The sequence below is a fragment of the Amycolatopsis pithecellobii genome, assembly GCF_009707865.1.
Taxonomy (GTDB): Bacteria; Actinomycetota; Actinomycetes; order Mycobacteriales; family Pseudonocardiaceae; genus Amycolatopsis_E; species Amycolatopsis_E pithecellobii.
The window spans coordinates 1-19,872 of the sequence record NZ_WMBA01000079.1; the positions used below are offsets into that span (position 1 = coordinate 1).

General features: G+C 71.6%; 14 protein-coding genes and 1 pseudogene. 7 read left to right on the plus strand and 8 right to left on the minus strand.

The window, feature by feature from the left end; genetic code table 11:
• Together GKO32_RS33420 and GKO32_RS33425 are read left to right on the plus strand one after the other, a co-directional pair.
• The coding region (locus GKO32_RS33420) for a type I polyketide synthase (protein WP_154760913.1) at positions 1–4,266 on the plus strand (4,266 nt) is incomplete at its 5' end.
• Positions 4,267–4,279: 13 nt separating this feature from the next.
• Positions 4,280–8,290 (plus strand): annotated as a pseudogene (locus GKO32_RS33425) (type I polyketide synthase); the annotation flags it as partial.
• Positions 8,291–8,310: 20 nt separating this feature from the next.
• Here the strand turns inward: GKO32_RS33425 and GKO32_RS33430 are convergent.
• The 5 genes from GKO32_RS33430 to GKO32_RS33450 all read right to left on the minus strand — a co-directional run bounded on the left by GKO32_RS33430 (position 8,311) and on the right by GKO32_RS33450 (position 12,886).
• Positions 8,311–9,732 (minus strand): DHA2 family efflux MFS transporter permease subunit, encoded by a 1,422-nt coding sequence (locus tag GKO32_RS33430; RefSeq protein WP_154760915.1) that lies wholly within the window; start codon positions 9,730–9,732, stop codon positions 8,311–8,313.
• Positions 9,733–9,798: 66 nt separating this feature from the next.
• Positions 9,799–10,392, minus strand: a complete 594-nt coding sequence (locus tag GKO32_RS33435; RefSeq protein ID WP_154760916.1) for a TIGR03086 family metal-binding protein — start codon at positions 10,390–10,392, stop codon at positions 9,799–9,801.
• A 110-nt stretch (positions 10,393–10,502) separates the two neighbouring features.
• Positions 10,503–10,967 carry a nuclear transport factor 2 family protein gene (locus tag GKO32_RS33440; RefSeq protein WP_154760917.1) on the minus strand — a complete coding sequence of 155 codons (465 nt, stop codon included), beginning with the start codon at positions 10,965–10,967 and terminating at the stop codon, positions 10,503–10,505.
• Between the two features lie 46 nt (positions 10,968–11,013).
• The gene (locus GKO32_RS33445) at positions 11,014–12,525 is read right to left on the minus strand and encodes an FAD-binding oxidoreductase (RefSeq protein WP_154760918.1); all 1,512 of its coding nucleotides are present in this window, start codon (positions 12,523–12,525) and stop codon (positions 11,014–11,016) included.
• A 58-nt stretch (positions 12,526–12,583) separates the two neighbouring features.
• Complete coding sequence (locus GKO32_RS33450; RefSeq protein ID WP_154760919.1) at positions 12,584–12,886, minus strand: hypothetical protein; 303 nt, start codon at positions 12,884–12,886, stop codon at positions 12,584–12,586.
• Positions 12,887–12,971: 85 nt separating this feature from the next.
• On the opposite strand from GKO32_RS33450, the gene GKO32_RS33455 reads away from it, so the two are divergent.
• The 3 genes from GKO32_RS33455 (at position 12,972) to GKO32_RS33465 (ending at position 15,036) form a co-directional block, all read left to right on the plus strand.
• Positions 12,972–13,523, plus strand: a complete 552-nt coding sequence (locus tag GKO32_RS33455) for a TetR/AcrR family transcriptional regulator (RefSeq protein ID WP_154760920.1) — start codon at positions 12,972–12,974, stop codon at positions 13,521–13,523.
• Positions 13,524–13,609: 86 nt separating this feature from the next.
• Positions 13,610–13,813, plus strand: a complete 204-nt coding sequence (locus GKO32_RS33460) for a ferredoxin (RefSeq protein ID WP_154760921.1) — start codon at positions 13,610–13,612, stop codon at positions 13,811–13,813.
• The gene (locus GKO32_RS33465; protein WP_154760922.1) at positions 13,810–15,036 is read left to right on the plus strand and encodes a cytochrome P450; all 1,227 of its coding nucleotides are present in this window, start codon (positions 13,810–13,812) and stop codon (positions 15,034–15,036) included. The genes GKO32_RS33460 and GKO32_RS33465 overlap by 4 nt, the downstream gene beginning before the upstream one ends.
• Before the next feature lie 58 nt (positions 15,037–15,094).
• Here GKO32_RS33465 and GKO32_RS33470 read toward each other — a convergent pair whose 3' ends face one another.
• The 3 genes from GKO32_RS33470 to GKO32_RS33480 are packed head-to-tail and all read right to left on the minus strand — an operon-like array spanning position 15,095 to position 18,314.
• Positions 15,095–16,573, minus strand: coding sequence for an MFS transporter (locus GKO32_RS33470; RefSeq protein WP_154760923.1), 1,479 nt, complete (start codon positions 16,571–16,573; stop codon positions 15,095–15,097).
• Positions 16,574–16,587: 14 nt separating this feature from the next.
• The gene (locus GKO32_RS33475; RefSeq protein WP_154760924.1) at positions 16,588–17,106 is read right to left on the minus strand and encodes an allene oxide cyclase barrel-like domain-containing protein; all 519 of its coding nucleotides are present in this window, start codon (positions 17,104–17,106) and stop codon (positions 16,588–16,590) included.
• Positions 17,103–18,314 (minus strand): cytochrome P450, encoded by a 1,212-nt coding sequence (locus GKO32_RS33480; protein WP_246245113.1) that lies wholly within the window; start codon positions 18,312–18,314, stop codon positions 17,103–17,105. The genes GKO32_RS33475 and GKO32_RS33480 overlap by 4 nt, the downstream gene beginning before the upstream one ends.
• Before the next feature lie 159 nt (positions 18,315–18,473).
• Here GKO32_RS33480 and GKO32_RS33485 point away from each other — a divergent pair, with 159 nt between their 5' ends.
• Both GKO32_RS33485 and GKO32_RS33490 read left to right on the plus strand, forming a co-directional pair.
• Complete coding sequence (locus tag GKO32_RS33485; protein ID WP_154760925.1) at positions 18,474–19,013, plus strand: allene oxide cyclase barrel-like domain-containing protein; 540 nt, start codon at positions 18,474–18,476, stop codon at positions 19,011–19,013.
• Between the two features lie 77 nt (positions 19,014–19,090).
• Complete coding sequence (locus GKO32_RS33490; protein WP_166459807.1) at positions 19,091–19,870, plus strand: thioesterase II family protein; 780 nt, start codon at positions 19,091–19,093, stop codon at positions 19,868–19,870.
• Positions 19,871–19,872: the final 2 nt, after the last annotated feature.

Consider the following 19,872-nt stretch of genomic DNA (forward strand, 5'->3'; position numbering starts at 1 on the left):
GGCTTGCGTCCGTCCGAAGTGGATGTGGTGGAGGCGCATGGGACGGGGACATCGTTGGGTGATCCGATCGAGGCGCAGGCGTTGCTGGCGACTTACGGTCAGGATCGTGAGGGGGCGCCGCTGTATCTGGGGTCGGTGAAGTCGAATATCGGTCATACCCAGGCGGCCGCGGGTGTCGCGGGAATCATCAAAATGGTCCAGGCCATGCACGAGGGCACGCTGCCGCGGACCTTGCACGCCGAAACTCCGTCCACCCGGGTCCACTGGGCCGAAGGCGCGGTGTCCCTGCTGTCCGAGAACATCCCCTGGCCCGAAACCGGCAGGCCCCGGCGAGCCGCGGTCTCCTCGTTCGGGATCAGCGGCACCAACGCGCACCTGATCCTGGAGCAGGCCGCCGAACAGTCCGAAAAGGACTCGGACGCGTCGTTCCCCGTTCCGTGGGTGCTCTCCGCGAGGACACCGGAAGCCCTTGCGGCGCAAGCGGATCAGCTACGTCGTGCGCTCCCGGCCGGCTCGCCGGCCGACGTCGCCATCGCGCTCGCCACCACGAGGGCCCGGTTCGAACATCGTGCCGCGGTCGTCGCGACCGACGCGGGTGAGTTCGCCGACGCGCTGGCCGCCCTCGCCGAGGACAAGCCGTGGCCCGGGACCGTCCGGGAGCGTGCGGCCGGCGGCGGGCTGGCGATGCTGTTCACCGGTCAGGGGAGTCAGCGCCCCGATATGGGGCGCGAACTGGCCGGGACCTTCCCGGTGTTCGCGCAGGCGTGGCACGAGGTGCTCGGCCACCTCGGCGACGAGATCCGCGCCGGGCTCGAGGACGACCGCGTCCACGAGACCCGGTTCGCGCAACCCGGGCTGTTCGCACTGGAGCTCGCCCTGTACCGGCTCTGGGAGTCGTGGGGCGTCGTGCCCGACGTCGTCGGCGGGCATTCGGTCGGCGAGATCACCGCCGCCTGCGTGGCCGGCGTGTTCTCCGTCGAGGACGCCTGTGCACTCGTCGCCGCGCGGGGCAGGCTCATGCAGGGGCTGACCGGGGCCGGCGCGATGATCGCGGTCCGGGCGACCGAGGACGAGGTCCGGCCACTGCTCGGCGACCGGCTCGACATCGCCGCTGTCAACGGCCCGGGATCGCTGGTGATCTCCGGCGACGAGGCCGACGCGCTGGCGGTCGCCGGTGTGCTGCGGGAGCGCGGTCGCAAGACCACCCGGCTGCGGACCAGCCACGCGTTCCATTCCCCGCAGATGGATCCGATGCTCGACGAGTTCCGGCGGACCGTGGCCGGGCTCACCTGCCACCCGCCGGTCGGCACCCTGCTCAGCATGGTCACCGGCGGACCGGCGGACGCCGCGCTGGTGACCGATCCCGAATACTGGGTCGGCCACGCCCGCGGGCCGGTCCGGTTCGCCGACGGTGTCGCGGCGCTGCCCGGGCTCGGCGTCACCTCGGTGCTCGAACTCGGCCCGGATGCCGCGCTCACGCCGATGATCCGCGAAACATCCGACATCGTCGCGATTCCGTCGCTGCGCCGCGGCCAGCCGGAGGCGCACACCGCGGTCACCGCGCTCGCGCACGCGCACTGTGCGGGCGCGACGGTGGACTGGTCCGCGCTGTTCGGCCCGCGCACCCGGCACGTCGACCTGCCGACCTACCCCTTCCAGCACGATCGCTACTGGCTGGAGACGCCCGGCACGCCCCACGAGCCGGGACAAGGACAGGTCCGCACCGGCCACCCCGTGCTCGACGCGGCCATTCCGCACGCGGACGGTCGCGGCATCGTGCTCACCGGCGGCCTGTCCGTGTCCCGCCAGCCGTGGCTGGCCGACCACCGGGTGTTCGACACCGTGCTCGTGCCGGGGACCGCGGTCGCCGACCTCGTGCTCGAAGGGGGCCGTCACGCCGGCTGCGCCCGGCTGGCCGAGCTCACCCTGGAGGCGCCGCTGGTGGTGGCCGGCGACGCGACCGTGGCGGTGCAGGTGATCGTCGGCCCCGCGGAGACCGGCGGCGGTCGCGAGGTCACTGTCCACTCCGCACCCGACGGGCAGACCTGGACCCGCAACGCCACGGCTTTGCTCGACCCGGAACCCGGGACGGCCGCTGCTTTCGCCTGGCCGCCCGCCGCCACGCCGGTGGACCTCGACGGCGCCTACGAGTCCCTGGCCGGCCTCGGGCTCGACTACGGGCCGGTTTTCCGTGGTGTGCAAGGAATCTGGCGCGCCGGGGACGAGATCTTCGCCGAGATCGAGCTGCCCGGGGACACCGGCGTCACGGGTTTCACCGTCCATCCGGCCCTGTTCGACGCTGCCCTGCACCCGCTGGCCATCGTCCTCGGCACCGAGGAGGACGGCGTTCGCCTTCCGTTCTCCTGGCGCGGCCTCACCGTCCACGCCGAGGGAGCCACGACCCTGCGCGTCCGGCTGACCCGTACCGCGGACGGCGTGCGGCTCGACGCGATCGGCGGTGACGGCCGTCCGGCGCTCACCCTCGACGAACTGGTGCTGCGGCCCGTGTCCAGCGCCCGGCTGCGTGCCGCGGGCGCGGACCTGACCCGGTCGCTGCTGGCCGTCGCCTGGCACGAGGTGCGGCCGTCGGGCCCGGCCACCACCCCGGACACGGTCACGGTCGAAGGCGCCCGCGAGGGCGCCACCGAAGCGCTGGCCGTGACCGCGCAAGTCCTCGAACGCGTCCAGGAGGCGGCCCGCGACGGCTCCCGGCTCGCCGTCGTCACACGGTCGGCGGTGTCCGTCGCCGGGGAGGCGGTCACGGATCTGGCGGGCGCAGCGGTCTGGGGTCTGCTGCGCACCGCGCAGGTGGAACATCCCGGCCTGTTCACCCTCGTCGACACCGATGATCCCGATGACCCCGATGGTGTCGGCACCGCGCTGACCTGCGGGGAGCCCCAGGTGGCGGTCCGTGCGGGCCGGCTGTTCGCGCCGCGCGCCATCCGGGCCGCGGCCGGGGCGGAGCAGACGCACCCTTTCGACGGCGACCGGACCGTCCTGGTGACCGGCGCGTTCGGCGGCGTCGGCGCGATTGTCGCCCGGCACCTCGTCGCGGCGCACGGTGTGCGACGGCTCGTACTGGCCGGCCGGCGTGGACTCGACTCGCCCGGCGCCCGCGACCTCGTCACCGAACTGACCGGCATGTCCGCCCACGTCACCGCGGCCGCCTGCGACTGCTCAGATCGCGAAGCGCTGGCGGCCCTGCTCGCCACCATCCCCGGTGAGCATCCCCTCGGCGCCGTGGTGCACATCGCGGGCGTGGTCGAGGACGGCCTCCTGGACACTCTCGACACCGGTTCGCTTCGGCGGGTCTTCGCGCCGAAGGCCGACGCGGCCTGGCATCTGCACGAGCTGACCGCGGCCACTGAGCTCTCGGCGTTCGTGCTCTTCTCCTCGGCCGCGGGCACCTTCGGCAGCCCGGGGCAGGCGAACTACGGCGCCGCCAACGGTTTCCTCGACGGCCTGGCCGCCTACCGGCGTGGCCTCGGACTCCCCGGATTGTCGATGGCGTGGGGCATGTGGGCGCTGGACACCGGAATGCTCGAAGCCCGCGGCCGGGACCGGATCGCCCGCAGCGGACTCGCGCCGATGGACATCGGCGAGGCGCTCGCCCTGTTCGACGCCGCGCTCGCCGCCGGTGACCCGGTCGCGGTCCCCGCCCGGTTCGACCCGGCCGCGCTCCGCGTGGCCGACCGCGACGGCACGCTGCCCCGGATCGCTCGGTCGTTGCTGCCGGCACGGCCGGTGGCGCGCGAGTCCGCCGGTCTGGCGGATCGGCTTGCCGCGACACCCGTACCGCAGCAGCGGGAACTGGTGCTGACCGAGGTGCTGACCGTGGTCGCGGCCGTACTGGGGCACGCCTCCCCGGAGGCCGTGGACCCCGGGCGGCCTTTCCAGGAACTCGGCTTCGACTCGCTGACCGCCGTCGAGCTGCGCAACCGGCTCAGCGCCGGCACCGGACTGCACCTGCCGGCCTCGCTGGTCTTCGACCGCCCGACGCCCGCCGCGCTCGCCGAGTACCTGTGGGAGGAACTGTCGGAGACCGGCGAACAGGACGACGCGGAGCGGCGACTGCGGGCCGCACTGGCGGCCATTCCGTTCGGCCGGTTCCGCGACGCCGGGCTCGTCGAGACCCTGTTCCGGCTGGCCGGGGCAGGCGAGGACGAGCAACCGGGCGGCGAAAGCGACGACGGGCCGGCAGGCGTCGAGGAGATGGACGCCGACGCACTGGTCGAACTGGTGCTGGGCAAATCCGACGAGGAATGAGGCTCCCGTGACGACTTCCGAGCAGAAACTCGTGGCGGCGCTGCGCGCGTCCGTGCAGGAGACCGAACGGCTCCGCCGGCACGCCGGGGAGCTGGCCGCGGCCACCAGCGAGCCGATCGCCGTGATCGGCTCCGGCTGCCGCTTTCCCGGTGGCGTGCGCTCGGCCGATGATCTCTGGCGGCTGGTGGCCGACGGTGCCGACGCCGTCGGGGAATTCCCGGTCGACCGGGGCTGGCCCGAGCTCTACGACCCCGATCCCGCCAAGCACGGTCACTCGTATGTGCGCGAGGGCGGTTTCCTCTACGACGCCGGGGAGTTCGACGCCGAATTCTTCGGCATCAGCCCGCGCGAGGCGGTCACCATCGACCCGCAGCAACGGCTGCTGCTGGAGGTCACCTGGGAGACCTGGGAACACGCCGGCATCGACCCGGAAACCGCGCGCGGCAGCGACACCGGGGTGTTCGTCGGAATCATGTACAACGACTACGCCACGCGGCTGCCGTCGATCCCCGCCGAGCACGAGGGATTCGTCGGCACCGGGAGCGCGGGCAGCATCGCGTCCGGCCGCATCGCCTACACCTTCGGTCTGCAGGGACCCACCATCACCGTCGACACGGCATGTTCGTCCTCGCTGGTGAGCATGCATCTGGCGGCGGACGCGCTGCGCAAGGGCGAGTGCTCGCTGGCGCTCGCGGGCGGGGCGACGGTGCTCGCCTCGCCGGGAGTCTTCGTCGAGTTCTCGCGGCAGCGGGGGCTCGCCTCCGACGGTCGCTGCAAGCCGTTTTCGGCCGGCGCCGACGGCACCGCGTGGGCCGAAGGCGTCGGCGTGGTCCTGCTGGAACGGTTGTCCCACGCCCGGCGCAACGGCCATCGCGTACTCGGCCTCCTGCGCGGGAGTGCGGTGAACTCCGACGGCGCCAGCAACGGCCTCACCGCACCCAACGGCCCGGCTCAGGAACGCGTCATCCGCAAGGCCCTCGCGCAGGCCCGCCTCGGCGCCGACCAGGTCGACGCCGTCGAGGCGCACGGAACCGGGACCGCGCTCGGCGACCCGATCGAGGCACAGGCACTGCTCGCCACCTACGGCAGGGAGCGCTCCGGCGAACCACTGTGGCTGGGGTCGGTCAAATCGAACATCGGCCACACCCAGGCCGCGGCCGGGGTGGCCGGCGTTCTCAAGATGCTCGCTGCCATGCGGCACGGCGTGCTGCCGCCGACCCTGCACGCCACCGAGCCGTCCCCCCACGTGGACTGGTCGGCGGGCGCGGTGTCCCTGCTGACCGAGGCCGTCCCGTGGCCCGAGACCGGACGTCCCCGGCGCGCCGCCGTGTCCTCGTTCGGCATCGGCGGCACCAACGCCCACCTCATTCTCGAGCAGGCCCCCGAACCCGCCGAAGCCACCCCGGAGGACCCCGGCGACCGGCGGACCCCACCGTGGGTGCTTTCGGCCAAGACCGAGCCGGCACTGCACGCGCAGGCAGCCGCGCTCGCCGCGCACGTCCACGGCGACCCGTCCCTGGGGCCGCTGGACGTCGCGCACACGCTGGCGCGCCACCGCGCGGTGTTCGCGCACCGCGCGGTCGTCCTCGGTGACGATCGTGCCCAGCTGGTGACTGGGCTGACCGACCTGGCCGAGGGGCGCCGCTCGGCGGACGTGGTGCGCGGTCTCGCGAGCCCGCGCGGGGGCGTCGCGGTGCTGTTCACCGGCCAGGGCAGCCAGCGGCCCGGAATGGGCGCCCAGCTGGCGGCCGAGTTCCCGGTGTTCGCGCAGGCCTGGCGGGAGGTGCTCGGCCACTTCGGCCCGGCAGTGCGCGGGGCACTGGACAACGACGACGTGCACCGGACCGAATTCGCCCAGCCCGCGCTGTTCGCGATGGGCGTGGCGCTGTGGCGGCTGTGGGAGTCCTGGGGCCTGCGCGCTGATTTCGTGGCGGGCCACTCGATCGGTGAGATCGTCGCCGCGTGCGTGTCCGGAGCTCTGTCCATTGAGGACGGTTGTGCGCTGGTCGCCGCCCGTGGCCGCCTGATGCAGGCGCTGCCGGGTGACGGTGCGATGCTCGCCGTGCAGGCGGCGGAGGAGGTCGTGCTGCCGTTGCTGGCGGGGCAGGAGCACCGGATCGGTCTCGCCGCCGTCAACGGCCCGCAGTCCGTGGTCGTCTCGGGCGAGCGGCGCGCGGTGGACGAGCTCGCCGCCGCGCTCGCGGCACAGGGCCGCAAGATCAAGCGGCTCACCGTCAGCCATGCCTTCCACTCGCCGCTGATGCGGCCGATGCTGGAGGAGTTCCGCGCCGCCACGGCGGGAGTCAGCTGCCACGCCCCCGGTGTTCCGCTGGTCTCTGCGCTGACCGGGGAGCCGGCCGACGCGGAGACGTTGTCCTCGCCGGAGTTCTGGTCCGACCACGTCGCCGCCACGGTGCGCTTCGCCGACGCCGTCCGCACGCTGAGTGGGCTCGGTGCGCGGACGTTCGTCGAGCTCGGGCCCGACGCCGTGCTGGCGCCGTCCGTCACCGAAATACTCGGCCGTGACCCACTCGTGGTCGCGTCCTTGCGCCGGGATCGTCCGGAGGTGCGCACGATCACCGCCGCCGCTGCCACCCTGCACACGCAGGGGCTGGCGATCGACTGGACGGCCGTGCTGCCGGCGGGCCGCCGCGTCGACCTGCCCGCGTACCCCTTCCAGCGGCGCCGCTACTGGCTCGACACCACCGGCGGGCCGGGCGACCAGGACGAGTGGCTGCGGAAAGCCTTGCAGGACAATGACATCACGACGCTCGCCGTGGAACTGGGGCTGACGCCCGCGCAACGGGAGGCGATGGCCGCGCTCGCCCCCGCGCTCGCGACGCGGCAGCGCGTCGGCTTCTACCGCGAGTCGTGGCGCCCCGTGCCGACCCCGCCCGCCGCGGCGCTGCCGGGGGAGTGGCTCGTGCTCGGGGCGGGCGACAAGCGCGCCGACGCCGTGGTCGCCGCCCTGCGGGCGCACGGTGCGGAAGTCGTCTTCGAACCGGGGGCGGGGCTCACCGGCGCACTGGCGTTCGGTGAGGTGCCGGCAGGAGTCGAGGCCCCGGTGTGGGTCGTCGACGGTGCGCCGCCGTACGAGGCCGCGGCCGGGCGGATCGAACTGCCCGCGGATCTGGACGACGTCACCACCGGCCAGCTGATCGCCGTGCTCAGCGGAGCGACGGGCGAGCGGGAGGTCTCGCTGCGCAACTCCGGCCTGCATGCCCGCAGGTTGGTCTGGACCACACCCAGTGAGCGCTGGCGTCCACAAGGGACGGTGCTGGTGCACGGCTGGGACAGTGCGTTCGGCGCCGAGGTCGTGCAGTGGCTGGCCGCTGCGGGCGCGGACCGGCTGTTGCTGCACGGTCCGGGCGCCAGGATTCCGGTCCTGCCGTGCGCCGTCGAACCGGTTGCGGACCCGCCCGGTGACGTGTCCGCCGTCCTCGTCGTCGAACCCGGTTCGGCCGACGAGGTGCGCGTGGTGCACGAACTCACCGCCGGTGCGTCCCCGGACGTGTTCGCGGTGCTGGCGCCGCTCGGTGACACGCCGGCCGCGCAGGTCGTCCGCGAACGCCGTCAGGCCGGCCTGCCCGCGGCGCTGGTCTGCTGCGCCGGTGTGCCCGCTGGTCTCGTGCTGGCCCGCCTGCCCCGGCGGGACACCACGGTGGCCGATCTCGGGACCGCCGCCGTCGTGGACGACCCGCGCTACGCCGACCTGATCGAGAGCGCCGCCCCCGCCGCCGACGGCGACGTCCGAGCCCGGCTGGCCGGCGCGGACGCGGACGAGCGTGCGCGGATCCTGCTCGCCAGCGTCCGGGGGCATTCCGCCGTGGTGCTGGCCATGCCTCCCGCGGACGTGGACGTCACGAAGAACTTCATCGAGCTGGGGTTCACCTCGATGACCGTGCTGGAGCTGTGCAACGGCCTCCAGGATGACCTCGGGGTGACCATCGACCCGATGGTCGCGCTGGACCATCACACCCCGGCCGCGCTCGCCGCCCATCTGGAAACGATTCTGGCCCTCTAGTGCGCAGGTCCGGCGCCGGATCAGTTCGCCGCGGGAGCGGTTTCCGGTTCCCGGCTGCGCGCCCGTCCCGGCAGCAGCAGCGCGAGCACCACGGCCAGGAGCACGAATCCGAACGACCACCAGAAGGTGACGTCGAACGCCCCTGCCTTGTCGGCCGCGCCACGGCCGGCGAGTTCCCCGGCGAGAATGAGGGCCAGCACGGTGGTGCCGAACGAGCCCCCGACCTGCTGCAGAATCCGCGTAGCGCTGCTGGCGTGCGGGATTGCGGCCGGCCGCAATCCCTGGTAGGCGCCCACCATGACGGCCACGGTGGCGCCGCCGAGCCCGACCCCGAACACCACGAGCGCGGCGCCCAGCACCACGGTGCTGGTGTCCGGGCTCGCCTGGGTGAACACGAGCATGGCCACCGCGGTCAGCACGCTGCCGATCAGAACCACGGGTCGCGGCCCGATCCGGTCGGTCAGCCTGCCGAACGCGTTCCGGCTCGCCAGTGAGCCGACACCCTGCAGCGCCAGCCAGGCGCCGGTCCGCAGTGCGCTGTAACCCTCGACCTGCTGGAAGTACAGCGGGAGCAGGAACATGGCGCTGTAGAGCGAAAGCCCGGACAGGAACAGCAGCATCGAGGACACCGCGAACGACCGGGACCGGAACAAGCGCAGATCGACCACCGGCTCGGTGCGGGTGCGCAGGGCGTGCACGCAGAACAGCACGAGCAGGACGGCGCCGACAGCGAGCGGGATGATCACCCCGGGGTCGCCGAACCCGCCGCGCACCGAAACCTGCGACAGGCCGTAGAGCAACGCAACCAGCGCGGGGGAGAGCAGGACCAGGCCGAGCACGTCGAGCCTGCCGCCGCCCTGCCGCGCGCTCTTGGGCACCCCGAACCAGGCCAGCACCAAGCCCACCAGGCAGATCGGCACATTGATGAAGAAGATCCAGCGCCAGTCGGTGTTGCTGATGATCAGCCCGCCGACCACCGGGCCCAGGATCGGCACGACCACCGCGGGCAGGCCCACGGTCGCCATCAGCTTGCCCACGTTGCGCCCGCCCGAAGCCTGCACCAGCACGGTCTGCAGGATCGGGAACATCAGGCCGCCGCCGAGCCCCTGCAGGACCCGGAAGGCGATGAGGCTGTCGATGTCCCACGACGCGCCGGAGAGCACCGACCCGATCAGGAACACCGACAGCGCCACCAGCCACATCGTCTTGGCCCCGAACCGCTGCATCGACCATCCCGACAGCGGGACGACCATGCCCATCGCGAGCAGGTATCCGGTGTTGACCCACTGCACCGTCTCCACCGACGCGTGGAGCTCGCCGCGCAGCGTGTTGATCGCGACGTTGACCACCGTCGTGTCCAGCAGCGCGGCCACCAGCCCGACGATGAGGATCCAGCTCAGCCTGCGCAGCGCGGGATCGAGTTTTTGTTCCGTGTCGCTCATGTCCGTCCTCTGAGTGTTGGTGCCCGCACGGGCGCGAGGAACCGCGAACGGGGAACCGGGGCCGGCTCAGACGGGGGCCGGCTCGGCCCGCCAGCCAGGGTCGCGGCCGCTGAAGGCCAGCGCCTGGTCGAGCGCCGCGGCCGTGCCCTCGACCCGCACGGCGGGGCCGAACATGCCCAGTGCCCGGGTTTCCTCGGCCGTGTCGGAGATGACGCGTTTGACGACGTGCGCCAGCGCGTCCGGGCAGCGGTACTCCTGCCCGGTGCCTCGTGCCAGGTCCCAGCCGTGCACGACCAGCTCGACCAGGCTCTTCTCGCCGATCGTCGCCGCCGGCACCTGCCTGCCCGAGACCGTCGCCGTCCCCGCCCAGGCCGCTGCGGGCGCCCATGCCTCGACGATGCGGTCGAGCCAGCCGAGATACTCGCCCTGCCAGTCACCCACGGTCCGATCGGGGGTGCCGTCGTCGCGCCGATCCGGGCTGGAAGTCTTACGCAGCCCCACTTCTTCGATGATGGGGGACCAGTACAGCAGGTGGTTGATCAGCCTGCGTACCGAGTACTCGGGGCAGGGGGTGGCCGCGTCCAGCCGGCGCGGTGACACCCCCCGCACCACGGTGGCGATTCGTGCGGCGGCATCGGTCAGTGCTTCGCTGAGCTCCATCGCTGCTCCTCCGGAATGGTGTGTTCGCCCTGCCCGGCCGATGCGGACAGTGGACGCGGACGCCACCCATGCTTGGGCACTCCGGTTAACCACCGCTTAAGCACGCAGGGTCAGGCGTTCGCGATCAGCAACTCCGCGAACTGCTTGAGGAAACCGGCCGCGGCCGCGCCCCCGACCGCGTTCGGATAGTCGCGCCAATGCGCGATCCTGCCGTGCCGGACCGTCAGCACCCCGATCGACGAGCGGAATTCGAACGGCGTGTGGTCGGTGGACCTCTCGCCGGTCACCCGGAACTCCATCACGACTACGGCGTCGTCGTCGGTCCGGTGGTAGGTGCCCTGGACGTCCTTGATGTCCAGCAGGGTCGCGGCGGGACCGTCGGCCACGGCCTTCATGTGCGCGATGATGGCGTCCCGGCCCTCGACGCGGTCCGGGGTGCCCGGCACGGCGAAGGCGATCTCGTAGACGGCGTCCTCGGCGAACAGGTCCTCATCGGCGTCCTTGCCCAGGATGGTGAGGCGGATCGCCTCGGCCAGGTCGAGCGGGCTGCGTTCGTGCTTCGCGGTTTCGGTCATGGTCGTGCTCCCTGTGTGATTCGTTGGTACTGCGGAGACATCCCGGTCAGTCGATCGACTGGGGGAAGGTGAAGAAGCCGTGCGGGTCGTACGCGTGCTTGATGTTCGACAGCCGCGCGTAGTTCTCGGCGTAGTAGGACTCGCGCCAGGAGGTGAGCGTGGGCTCGGGGTAGTTCTGGTAGGTCTCGCCGTTGGACAGCGGGTCCATCGCGGCGAACCCGTTCGCCACCCAGGCCTCGGCCGCGGCCGCCTCGCCCGGGTCGGCGGTGCCCGCGGGCAGCGCGTCGCCGTACAGCACCAAGAACTGGCTGTCGCGATGGACATAGGCGGTGTCGGTGCGGGCCGGGTCGTTGATCTTCCCGCCCAGCGGTGCGAACGACAGCGACCGGCTGTGCCCCCCGCGGCGATCGGCGTCGAAGGCGCTGAGGAGCCGGTCCACACCGGACGGGTCCGGAGTCCGGCCGAACAGGCGGCTGCGCGTGGACAGGTAGGTTCCGCGCGGCAGCTGCGCCTCGGCCGACGAGTCGACCCGGTGGCATTGGGCGACCGTCTTGTCCGCGCACCCGTAGACGGCCATCATCATCGGGGCGTAGTCGCCCGAACTCGTGGTGCGGCTCGCCGGCGCGGTGCCGACCAGCGACACCAGCTGGTCCAGCTGCGCGGCGAGGTCGCCGGGCGCGCCGAGCCAGCCACCGGACACGATCACGGCCGGCGTCTTTCCCGGTGCGGCGTCCGCCAGGACGATCGTGAGCGTCGGGCTCAGCTCTCGCGGACCGTTCGCGAGCCACTCGGCCCAGGCAGGCAGCAGGGCTGCCGCCTGGTCCCAGGCCCAGGTCATCGTGAAGGTGCTGAGTGTGGTCACCGCGACGGGCGAGAGCTCGAAGCTCGTCACGATGCCGAAGTTGCCGCCGCCCCCGCCGCGCAGTGCCCAGAACAGATCGGGCTCGCTGGTCGCCGAGCACCGCACCAGTTCACCGCCGGCAAGGACCACGTCCGCGCCGACCACGTGGTCGGCGCCGAGTCCGTGGCCACGGCTGAGGTAGCCGAACCCGCCGCCCTGCACGAACCCGGCGAGGCCCACCGTGGGGCATGATCCGCCGCTGAGCGCCAGGCCGTGCGGGGCGAGCGCGGAGAGCACATCGACCTGCTGGACGCCGGAACCCGCGGTGACCGTCGACGCGCCGACGTCGACATGCGAGATGCGCGAGACGTCGACCACGAGGCCGGTGTTGGTCGAATAGCCTGCCGGGCTGTGCCCGCCGCTGCGGGCCACCAGCGGGATGTGGTTGTCCTGGGCGAACTTCACGCATGTGCGGACGTCGTCGGCGCCGGCGGCGTAGGCCACCGCGGCGGGTTCGGTGCTGTCGAAACGGCTCCAGTGCGACAGTTTCGCGGTGGCGTAGCCGGTGTCCTCGGGTAGTACCAGTGTGCCGCCGAGGCACCGGCGCAGCCGGTCCCAGTCCGTCGGGCGAGTGGCCGCCGCGGCGACGGGCCCGGCGACGGCGAGCGCTGCCAGGCCCGCCGTAGCCGTCAGGAATGCTCTTCGGTCGATCCGCACAGTTGACCCCCAGTGCGCAAGAGATTCTGTCTGTCCTCTGTGGACTGCCGGGCGCGTGTCACTTCGCCTTGGCGCGGTCCTGTACCGACGCGGTCGCCCGGCCGGACGCGTGGTACAGCCCGGCCAGCAGCGCGCCCACGGCGATCGCGATCAGCGCGGTGCCCGCGTGGTCCGGAATGCCCGCGAAGTAGAGCAGAACGCCGGCGATGGCCAGCCCGACCCAGCCGGCCACGAGGTTGTGCACCGGCGTGTTGCCGAAGAACATGGGGAAACTCTCGTGAGTGATCCCCTTGATGAAGTGCGGCAGCGAGTTTGCTCCCATCAGGCCGCCGAGAAACCCGAGAATGATCGCCAGTACCACGTCTTACCTCCCCATTTCGGTCAACGCACGTTGACCATAGCAGCGTCGGTCAGACTCGGTCAACGCGCGTAGACTGAACGATGTGATGAACTCGAGAACCGCGCAGCGCAAGCGGACGGAGGAGCGGATTCTGACCGTGGCGCGCCGGCTGTTCGCCCGTCAGGGCTACGACCGCACGACCATTCGCGCGGTGGCGGGCGAGGCCGGGATCGACCCCGGACTCGTCATCCGCTACTTCGGGAACAAGGAGAATCTGTTCGCCCATGCGGCGCGGATGGAGTCGGAAGACCCGCTGCCCGCCAACGCCTCGGATGTCGCCACCCTGCTGCTCGACTCGCTGGGGGACAAGCTCGCCGGCGAACCGGTGTCGGTGATCGCCATGCTGCGCTCGATGCTGACTCACCCGGAGGCGGGGCGCGAGGTGCTCGCGTTCATGACCGACCAGCAGCGGCAGATCGCCAAGGCGCTGCCGCAACCCGACGCCGCGCTACGCGCCGACCTGCTGGGCGCGATCACGATGGGCATGTTGTTCGGCCGCTACCTGATCAAACTCGAGGTGCTGCAGGATGCGTCGCCCGAGGAGATCATCGACCTGCTCCGGCCCTGTTTCCATGCACTCGCGGAGGGCGGCGACTGAGCCGGACGGGCTTTAGCCGTCCTTTGCCCCGGCCCGCGACGATCGTGTTTCCGGACAGGATCGCCTGAGGAGGCTGAGGTGTCGTGATGATCGACGTCGACCCTGGAGTGTGTGTCGGGGCGGGACAATGCGTACAGGCCGCGCCGGCCTCCTTCGACCAGGACGAGGAGACCGGTCTCGTGGTCCTGCTGGAGGCGGCCGGGCGAGTCGACGAAGCCGCGGTGCTCGACGCCGTCGCCCTCTGTCCCTCGGGTGCCCTGCGGCTGAGTGATCGGGCTGGGCGCCGATGACCGACGCCGGGGAGACCACCCAGATCAAGGCGTACCCGATGCCCCGCCCGCAGCCCATGCATCCGCCGCGGGAGTACGCCGAGTTGCGTCAGCAGTGCCCCGTCGCCCGGCACCTGCTGCCTTCGGGGCGGCCGGTGTGGCTGGTGACCAGTCACGAGGGCGTGCGCACCGTACTGGCCGATCCCCGGATCAGCTCCGACCGCACCCACCCCGGTTTCCCGTTGCCCTATGAGGTGGCCGACCCCGAGGTGCTGAAGAAGCTGTTCCGGTTCAGCCAGTCGCTGATCGGACTGGACCCGCCCGACCACACCGCGCGACGGCGCCTGCTCATCTCGGAGTTCACCGCGCGGCGGATGCAGGCGTTGCGGCCGCGTATCGAGGAGATCGTGCACGGCCGTATCGACGAGATGCTCGCCAAGGGCTCCGGCGCCGACCTGGTCCAGGAGCTGGCCCTGCCGGTGCCGTCACTGGCGCTGAGCGAGTTGCTGGGCGTGCCTTACCAGGACCGGGAATTCTTCGAGAGCCGCACCAAGATCCAGATCAACCACAACAGCGGCCTCGACGAGCGGGCACGGGCCAACGGCGAGCTGATGTCCTATTTGGACGGTCTGGTGGCGGCGAAGGAGCAGGAGCCCGGCGACGACCTGGTGAGCAGGCTCATCGAGAAGAACCGTGAACAGGGCCAGCTCGAGCACGGCGAGCTGGTCGCGCTCGTCGCGCTGCTGCTGATCGCGGGGTACGAGACCACCGCGAACATGATCGGGCTCGGCACCATCGGCCTGCTGGACAACCCCGGCCAGCTGGCCGTGCTGATGGCCGATCCCGGCACGGCACCGCAGGTGGTCGACGAGCTGTTGCGCTACTTCAGCATCTCCGACACCGCGGGTTCGCGGGTCGCGCTCACCGACGTGGAGATCTGCGGCACACGCGTCCCCGCCGGTGAAGGTGTGCTGGCGCTGGGACTGGCGGGCAACTGGGATCCGGCCGTGTTCGCCGAGCCCGAGCGGATCGACGTGCGGCGCGACGCCCGGCGGCATCTGGCGTTCGGGCACGGCCCGCACCAGTGCATCGGTCAGAACATGGCCAAGATGGAGCTCGAGGTCACCTTCACCACGCTGTTCCGCCGCGTGCCGTCCCTGCGGCTCGCGGTGCCCTCCGCGCAGCTGCGCTACAAGGACGACGCCAACACCTACGGGGTGTACGAACTGCCCGTCGAGTGGTGACGCCGAAACTGCTGGGGCAGCGGGAACCCGCCCGCTGCCCCAGCAGTCTTCGCCGGTTCTACGCGTGATTGTCCGCGACAGCCCGCTCGCCGGACTCGCTCGATTCCTCTTGGTGCCCGGCTTCGTTTCGCGGACCCCGGCGCAGGAAACAGGCCGCTACGCCGCCGGCCGCGACCACCGCGACGCCCACCCAGATCGCCCACCGCATGCCCCGCACGAACGCCTCGGCGCTGTCCACCGGCGACAACAGCTGCGCACGGAGCGCCACCAGGTCGGTGGTGTCGACGAAATGCGCGCGAAAGATGGTCGTCAGCACGGCCACCCCGAGCGCGCCGCCGACCTCGCGCAGGGTGTTGTTGGCGCCGGAAGCCTTCCCGTACTCGGGTGGCCGCACCGAACCGAGCACGACCGCCATGGCCGGTGCGAGCATCAGCCCCATGCCGACGCCGGCGATCAGCAGCGCCGGCACCAGCCGCGCGTACGGCAGGTCGATGCGCGCCACCGCGGCGATCCAGCCCAGGGCACCGGCTTGCAGCAGCAGCCCGGCGGCCATCAGGCGGCCACCGCCGATCCGGTCGATGAGCGGGCCGATCAGCGGCGCCACCAGCATCGGCATCGCCGTCCACGGCAGCGTCCGCAGCCCCGCTTCGAGCGGCGAGTAGCCCAGCGGCCCCTGCAGATACTGGGAGAGGAAGAAGATGGAGCCGAAAACACCGAAGAACATCGCCAGCGACGCCACGTTGCTCAGCACGAACGCGCGTTCGCGGTAGAACCGCAGTGGCAGCAAGGGATATCGGGCCCGGCGTTCCCGCCGGACGAACAGCACGGCCAGCAGGATGGCGCCCGCCATGCCCCCCAGCGACAGCGGGCCGGTCCAGCCCGAGCCGCCCGCGTGCACGATCACCCAGACGCCGGTGGTCACGGCCGCGGTGGACAGAGCCATGCCCGGCAGGTCCAGCATCCGGTCCGCGCCGCGTGACTCGCCGAGGGTGCGGAGCACCAGCACGAACGCCAGCACCGCGACCGGCACGTTGACCCAGAAGATCCATTGCCAGGACAGGCCCTCGGTGACCGCCCCGCCCACGAGCGGACCCAGTGCGACGCCGAGCCCGTTCACCCCACCCCACATGCCGATCGCCGCGTTGCGCCGTGATGGTGGCACGGCACCGGTCACCAGCGTGAGCGACAGCGGTTGTACCGCAGCCGCGCCGATGCCCTGCACGACCCGGCCGAGCACCAGGGCGAGCACGGAGCCCGCCAGCGCGCAGGCGGCCGAGCCCACCGCGAAGACGATGATGCCCAGGAGAAAGACGCGGCGCCTGCCGTACCGGTCGCCGAGCGCGGCGGCGGTCAGCAGCATGCCCGCGAACGCCAGGATGTAGCCGTTCACCACCCATTGCAGGTCCGGGATTCGCGAGCCCAGCGCGGAGCTGATCTCGGGCAGCGCGTTGGTGACGACGAGGTTGTTGAGTGACACCATGAGCATCGGCGCGGACGCGGCCAGGAAGGCCGCGCCCGCGCGCCGGTTGCCGGACATCGTGCTCCGATCTGCTATTTGAGGATGCCCGCCGGGCACAGCGTGAACGTGGTGGTCGCGCTCCCGGCGGCGTCCAGCGGCTCGAAGGTCCGCCTGCCGAGCTTGTCGCGGAACACCCCGGCCGTCCCGATCAGCGGCAGGAACTGCGCCCCGGCGCCCCGTTCGTAGTAGCCCTGGGCGAGCACGGTCCCGTCACCGAACTCGATCCGCTCGTCGAAGAACTCGAGCAGGCCACCGTCGGCCATCCGCAGGCGCACGTTGGTCTTGCCGTGGATGGTGGCCACCTGGTTCCCGCCATGATCGTGGAGCTGGTGGACGTAGGTGGCGCTGTCACCGATGGCCGGGTACGGCCCGCCCAGGGTGTTGTTCACCTGGCCGATGCTCTGCTCACGCAGCCCATCGAGCACGACGCAGCCGGGCAGCTCCTGCGCCGCGGGTGCCGCGCAGGACGCCGAGACCATGGCCAGCACGGCGCTCGCGCCGGCCCGCCACGCCCGCCTCACCCCGGCGCCCTCGCTCCGAAGCCGCCTCACCAGGTGACCGGGACCTCGTAGATGCCGTAGAACGCCGCGTTGTGTTTGTACGGCAGTTCTTCGGCGGGCTTGGCGAGCGTCAGCGACGGAATTCGCTCGAACAGGGTCGCCAGCACGATCTGCAGTTCCAGCCGCGCCAGACTCTGCCCCAGGCACTGGTGGATGCCATAGCCGAACGCCATGTGCCGCCGGGCGTCGCGGTGCGGGTCGAACTTCTCCGCGTCGGCGAACTCCGACCCGTCGTGGTTGGCCGCGGAGTTCAGGGCGATCACACCGGAGTCCGCCGGGATCACGACGCCGCCGATCTCGATGTCGGCCGTGGTCACCCGGCTGGTCGAATACTCGGCGATGCTGAAGAAGCGCAGCAGCTCGTCCACGGCCTGCGGGCGGCTGTCCTCGTCGGCGAGGAACCTGGCGAGGTGATCGGGGTTGCGCAGGAAGAACACGGTGCCGAGGGAAATCATGTTCGCGGTGGTTTCGTGGCCCGCCACCAGCAAGGCGTTCGCGACGCCGGTGAGCAGTTCGAGGTCGAAGATGCCGGCGTCCTCGTATTTCTTCACGAGCCTGCTCAGCAGATCCTCGCCGGGCTCGTGCTGCTTGCGCGTGACGAGGCCGGACAGGTACTCGCGCAGCTGCCGCCACGCCGACATCCGGTCCTCCGCCGGACTGGTGTGGTTGAGGATGACGATGGTCAGGCCGTCGAAGAGTGCGCGGTCGGCGTACGGGACGCCGAGCAGCTCGCAGATGACCCGGGACGGCACCGCCAGCGACAACAGCTGGACAAGGTCGGCTTCGCCGGTGGCCGCGAGTATCGCGTCGATGCACTCGTCGGTGATCTCCTTGATCCGGGGCGCCATCGCCTGCACCCGCTTGGTGGTGAACTCGTTGACGACCATCCGCCGGTGCACCGTGTGCTCCGGCGGGTCCATCCAGGTCAGCAGGCCGGCCGCGGCTGCCTTGGACACCGGCTGTTTCGGCAGGATCGACGGGTAGGCCGGGTGCGAGCGGTCGGCGGTGGTGCGTGGGTCGGCGAGGAATGCACGGACCAGCGGATAGCTGCTGATGACCCACGCGGTATCGCCGCTGGGCAGTACCACTCGCGTCACCGGGCTGTCGGCCCGAAGACCGGCGTAATCCCCGGGCGGAAGGAACGGGCACCCGCGGGGCATGGGGAAGCTCGGGAGCGACTGGTCGGCGGTGGCGGTCAAGGCTTCTCCTCGGGGCGCTCGGGCTGGCGGGGTCCGGACGCACCGTCGCGCGGTCCGCTAAAGCCTTGCTTGGCCGGGGCTATGGCGGTCGGCGAAAGCAGTGCTTAAGGCCCGGCGGTTAGACCTTGGCCACCCGATCACGACGAGATGAGGCCGAGAATGCAGCTGGGGAGTCGTGCCCGCGCCATCGTGGCGGCGGTCGCCTGCGCGGCGGTGCTGTGCGCCGACCAGGTGGCCGGGATCGCGCAGGGCGCCGAGCCCGCGCCAACACCGCCCGCGCCGGGCTGCCTGCAACTGACGGGCATGTCCGAGAAGATCATCGACGGCTCCATCCGCGACCTGGGCGGGCCCTACCTGTCGAGCGTCGGCGGCAGCTCCACCTACCTCGATCACCTCTACGACGCGAGTGGCGCGGAGGTGGCCACCGTGTACGGCAAGGCCAACGTCCCGATGAAGCTCGACAACGGGGATGTGATCGAGTACTCCGACGAGCGCATCGAGTTCGCCGACGGAGTGCTGGAGGCGGCCGGTTTTTACAACATCACGCAGGCGGGCCGGGGCGAATGGCAGTTCCTGCCCGCGATCGGCGTCTCCGGCCGGTACCGGGACCTGCTCGGCAAGCGGCACTTCCGGATCACGAAGCTCGGCGAATCGCTCAGCGGCTGGATCGAGTTGTGCCCCGCCGGAACCGCGCGGTGACCGCCGGTGACAAGGACGGCCTAAGGACGAGTTAATCACCGGCGCCGAGCATGGGGCGACCGACCTGGGGAGGCATCGTGCAGCACCACCGGACTGTCCCGCGCACCGCGTACCTGGCTTCCACCCCATCGGGCAAGGACCGCGTGCGGCTCTTCTGCTTTCACCACGCAGGCGGCGGCGCATCCGCGTTCGCGGGTTTCGAACGGGCGCTGGCGGACCGGATCGACGTCGTGCGCGTGCAGCTGCCGGGCCGTGAAGGCCGGATCGGTCAGCGGTTGCCGCCCCGGATGGCCGATATCGTCACGGAACTGGACGCGCACCTGGACCCCTACCTCACCGGTGATTACGCCTTCTACGGGCACAGCATGGGCGCGCTGGTCGCCCACGATCTCGCGGCCAGGCGGCAGGCGCGCGGGGCGAACCTGCCGTCACGGCTCATCGCCGCGGCCTGCCGGGCGCCGCACCTGCCTCCGGCGTTCGCCGCCCTGCACGACGGGACCGACGAGGTGCTCATCCGGACGATGACCGACATCGGCGGCCTGTCGCCCGCGTTACTCGGCAGGCCCGAATGGGTCCGCGCGGCGGTGTCGCTGACCCGCGGCGACCTGCGGCTGTGCGCCGGCCGGGACACCACGCCCGGCGAACCCCTCCGGTGCGCGATCGACGTCTTCCACGGCGAGGACGACCCGCTGGTGTCGGCCGGACAGGCCCGGGGCTGGGCGCGCCGTACCGCTGGCGCGTTCGGCTGGCACACCTTCGAGGGCGGCCACTTCTTCCAGCTCGGTCCGGCGGCGGACGTGGTCGCACGAGCGATCGCGCGCCTGCTCGTGAAGGCCGCACTTCCCGGCGTCAGGTGACG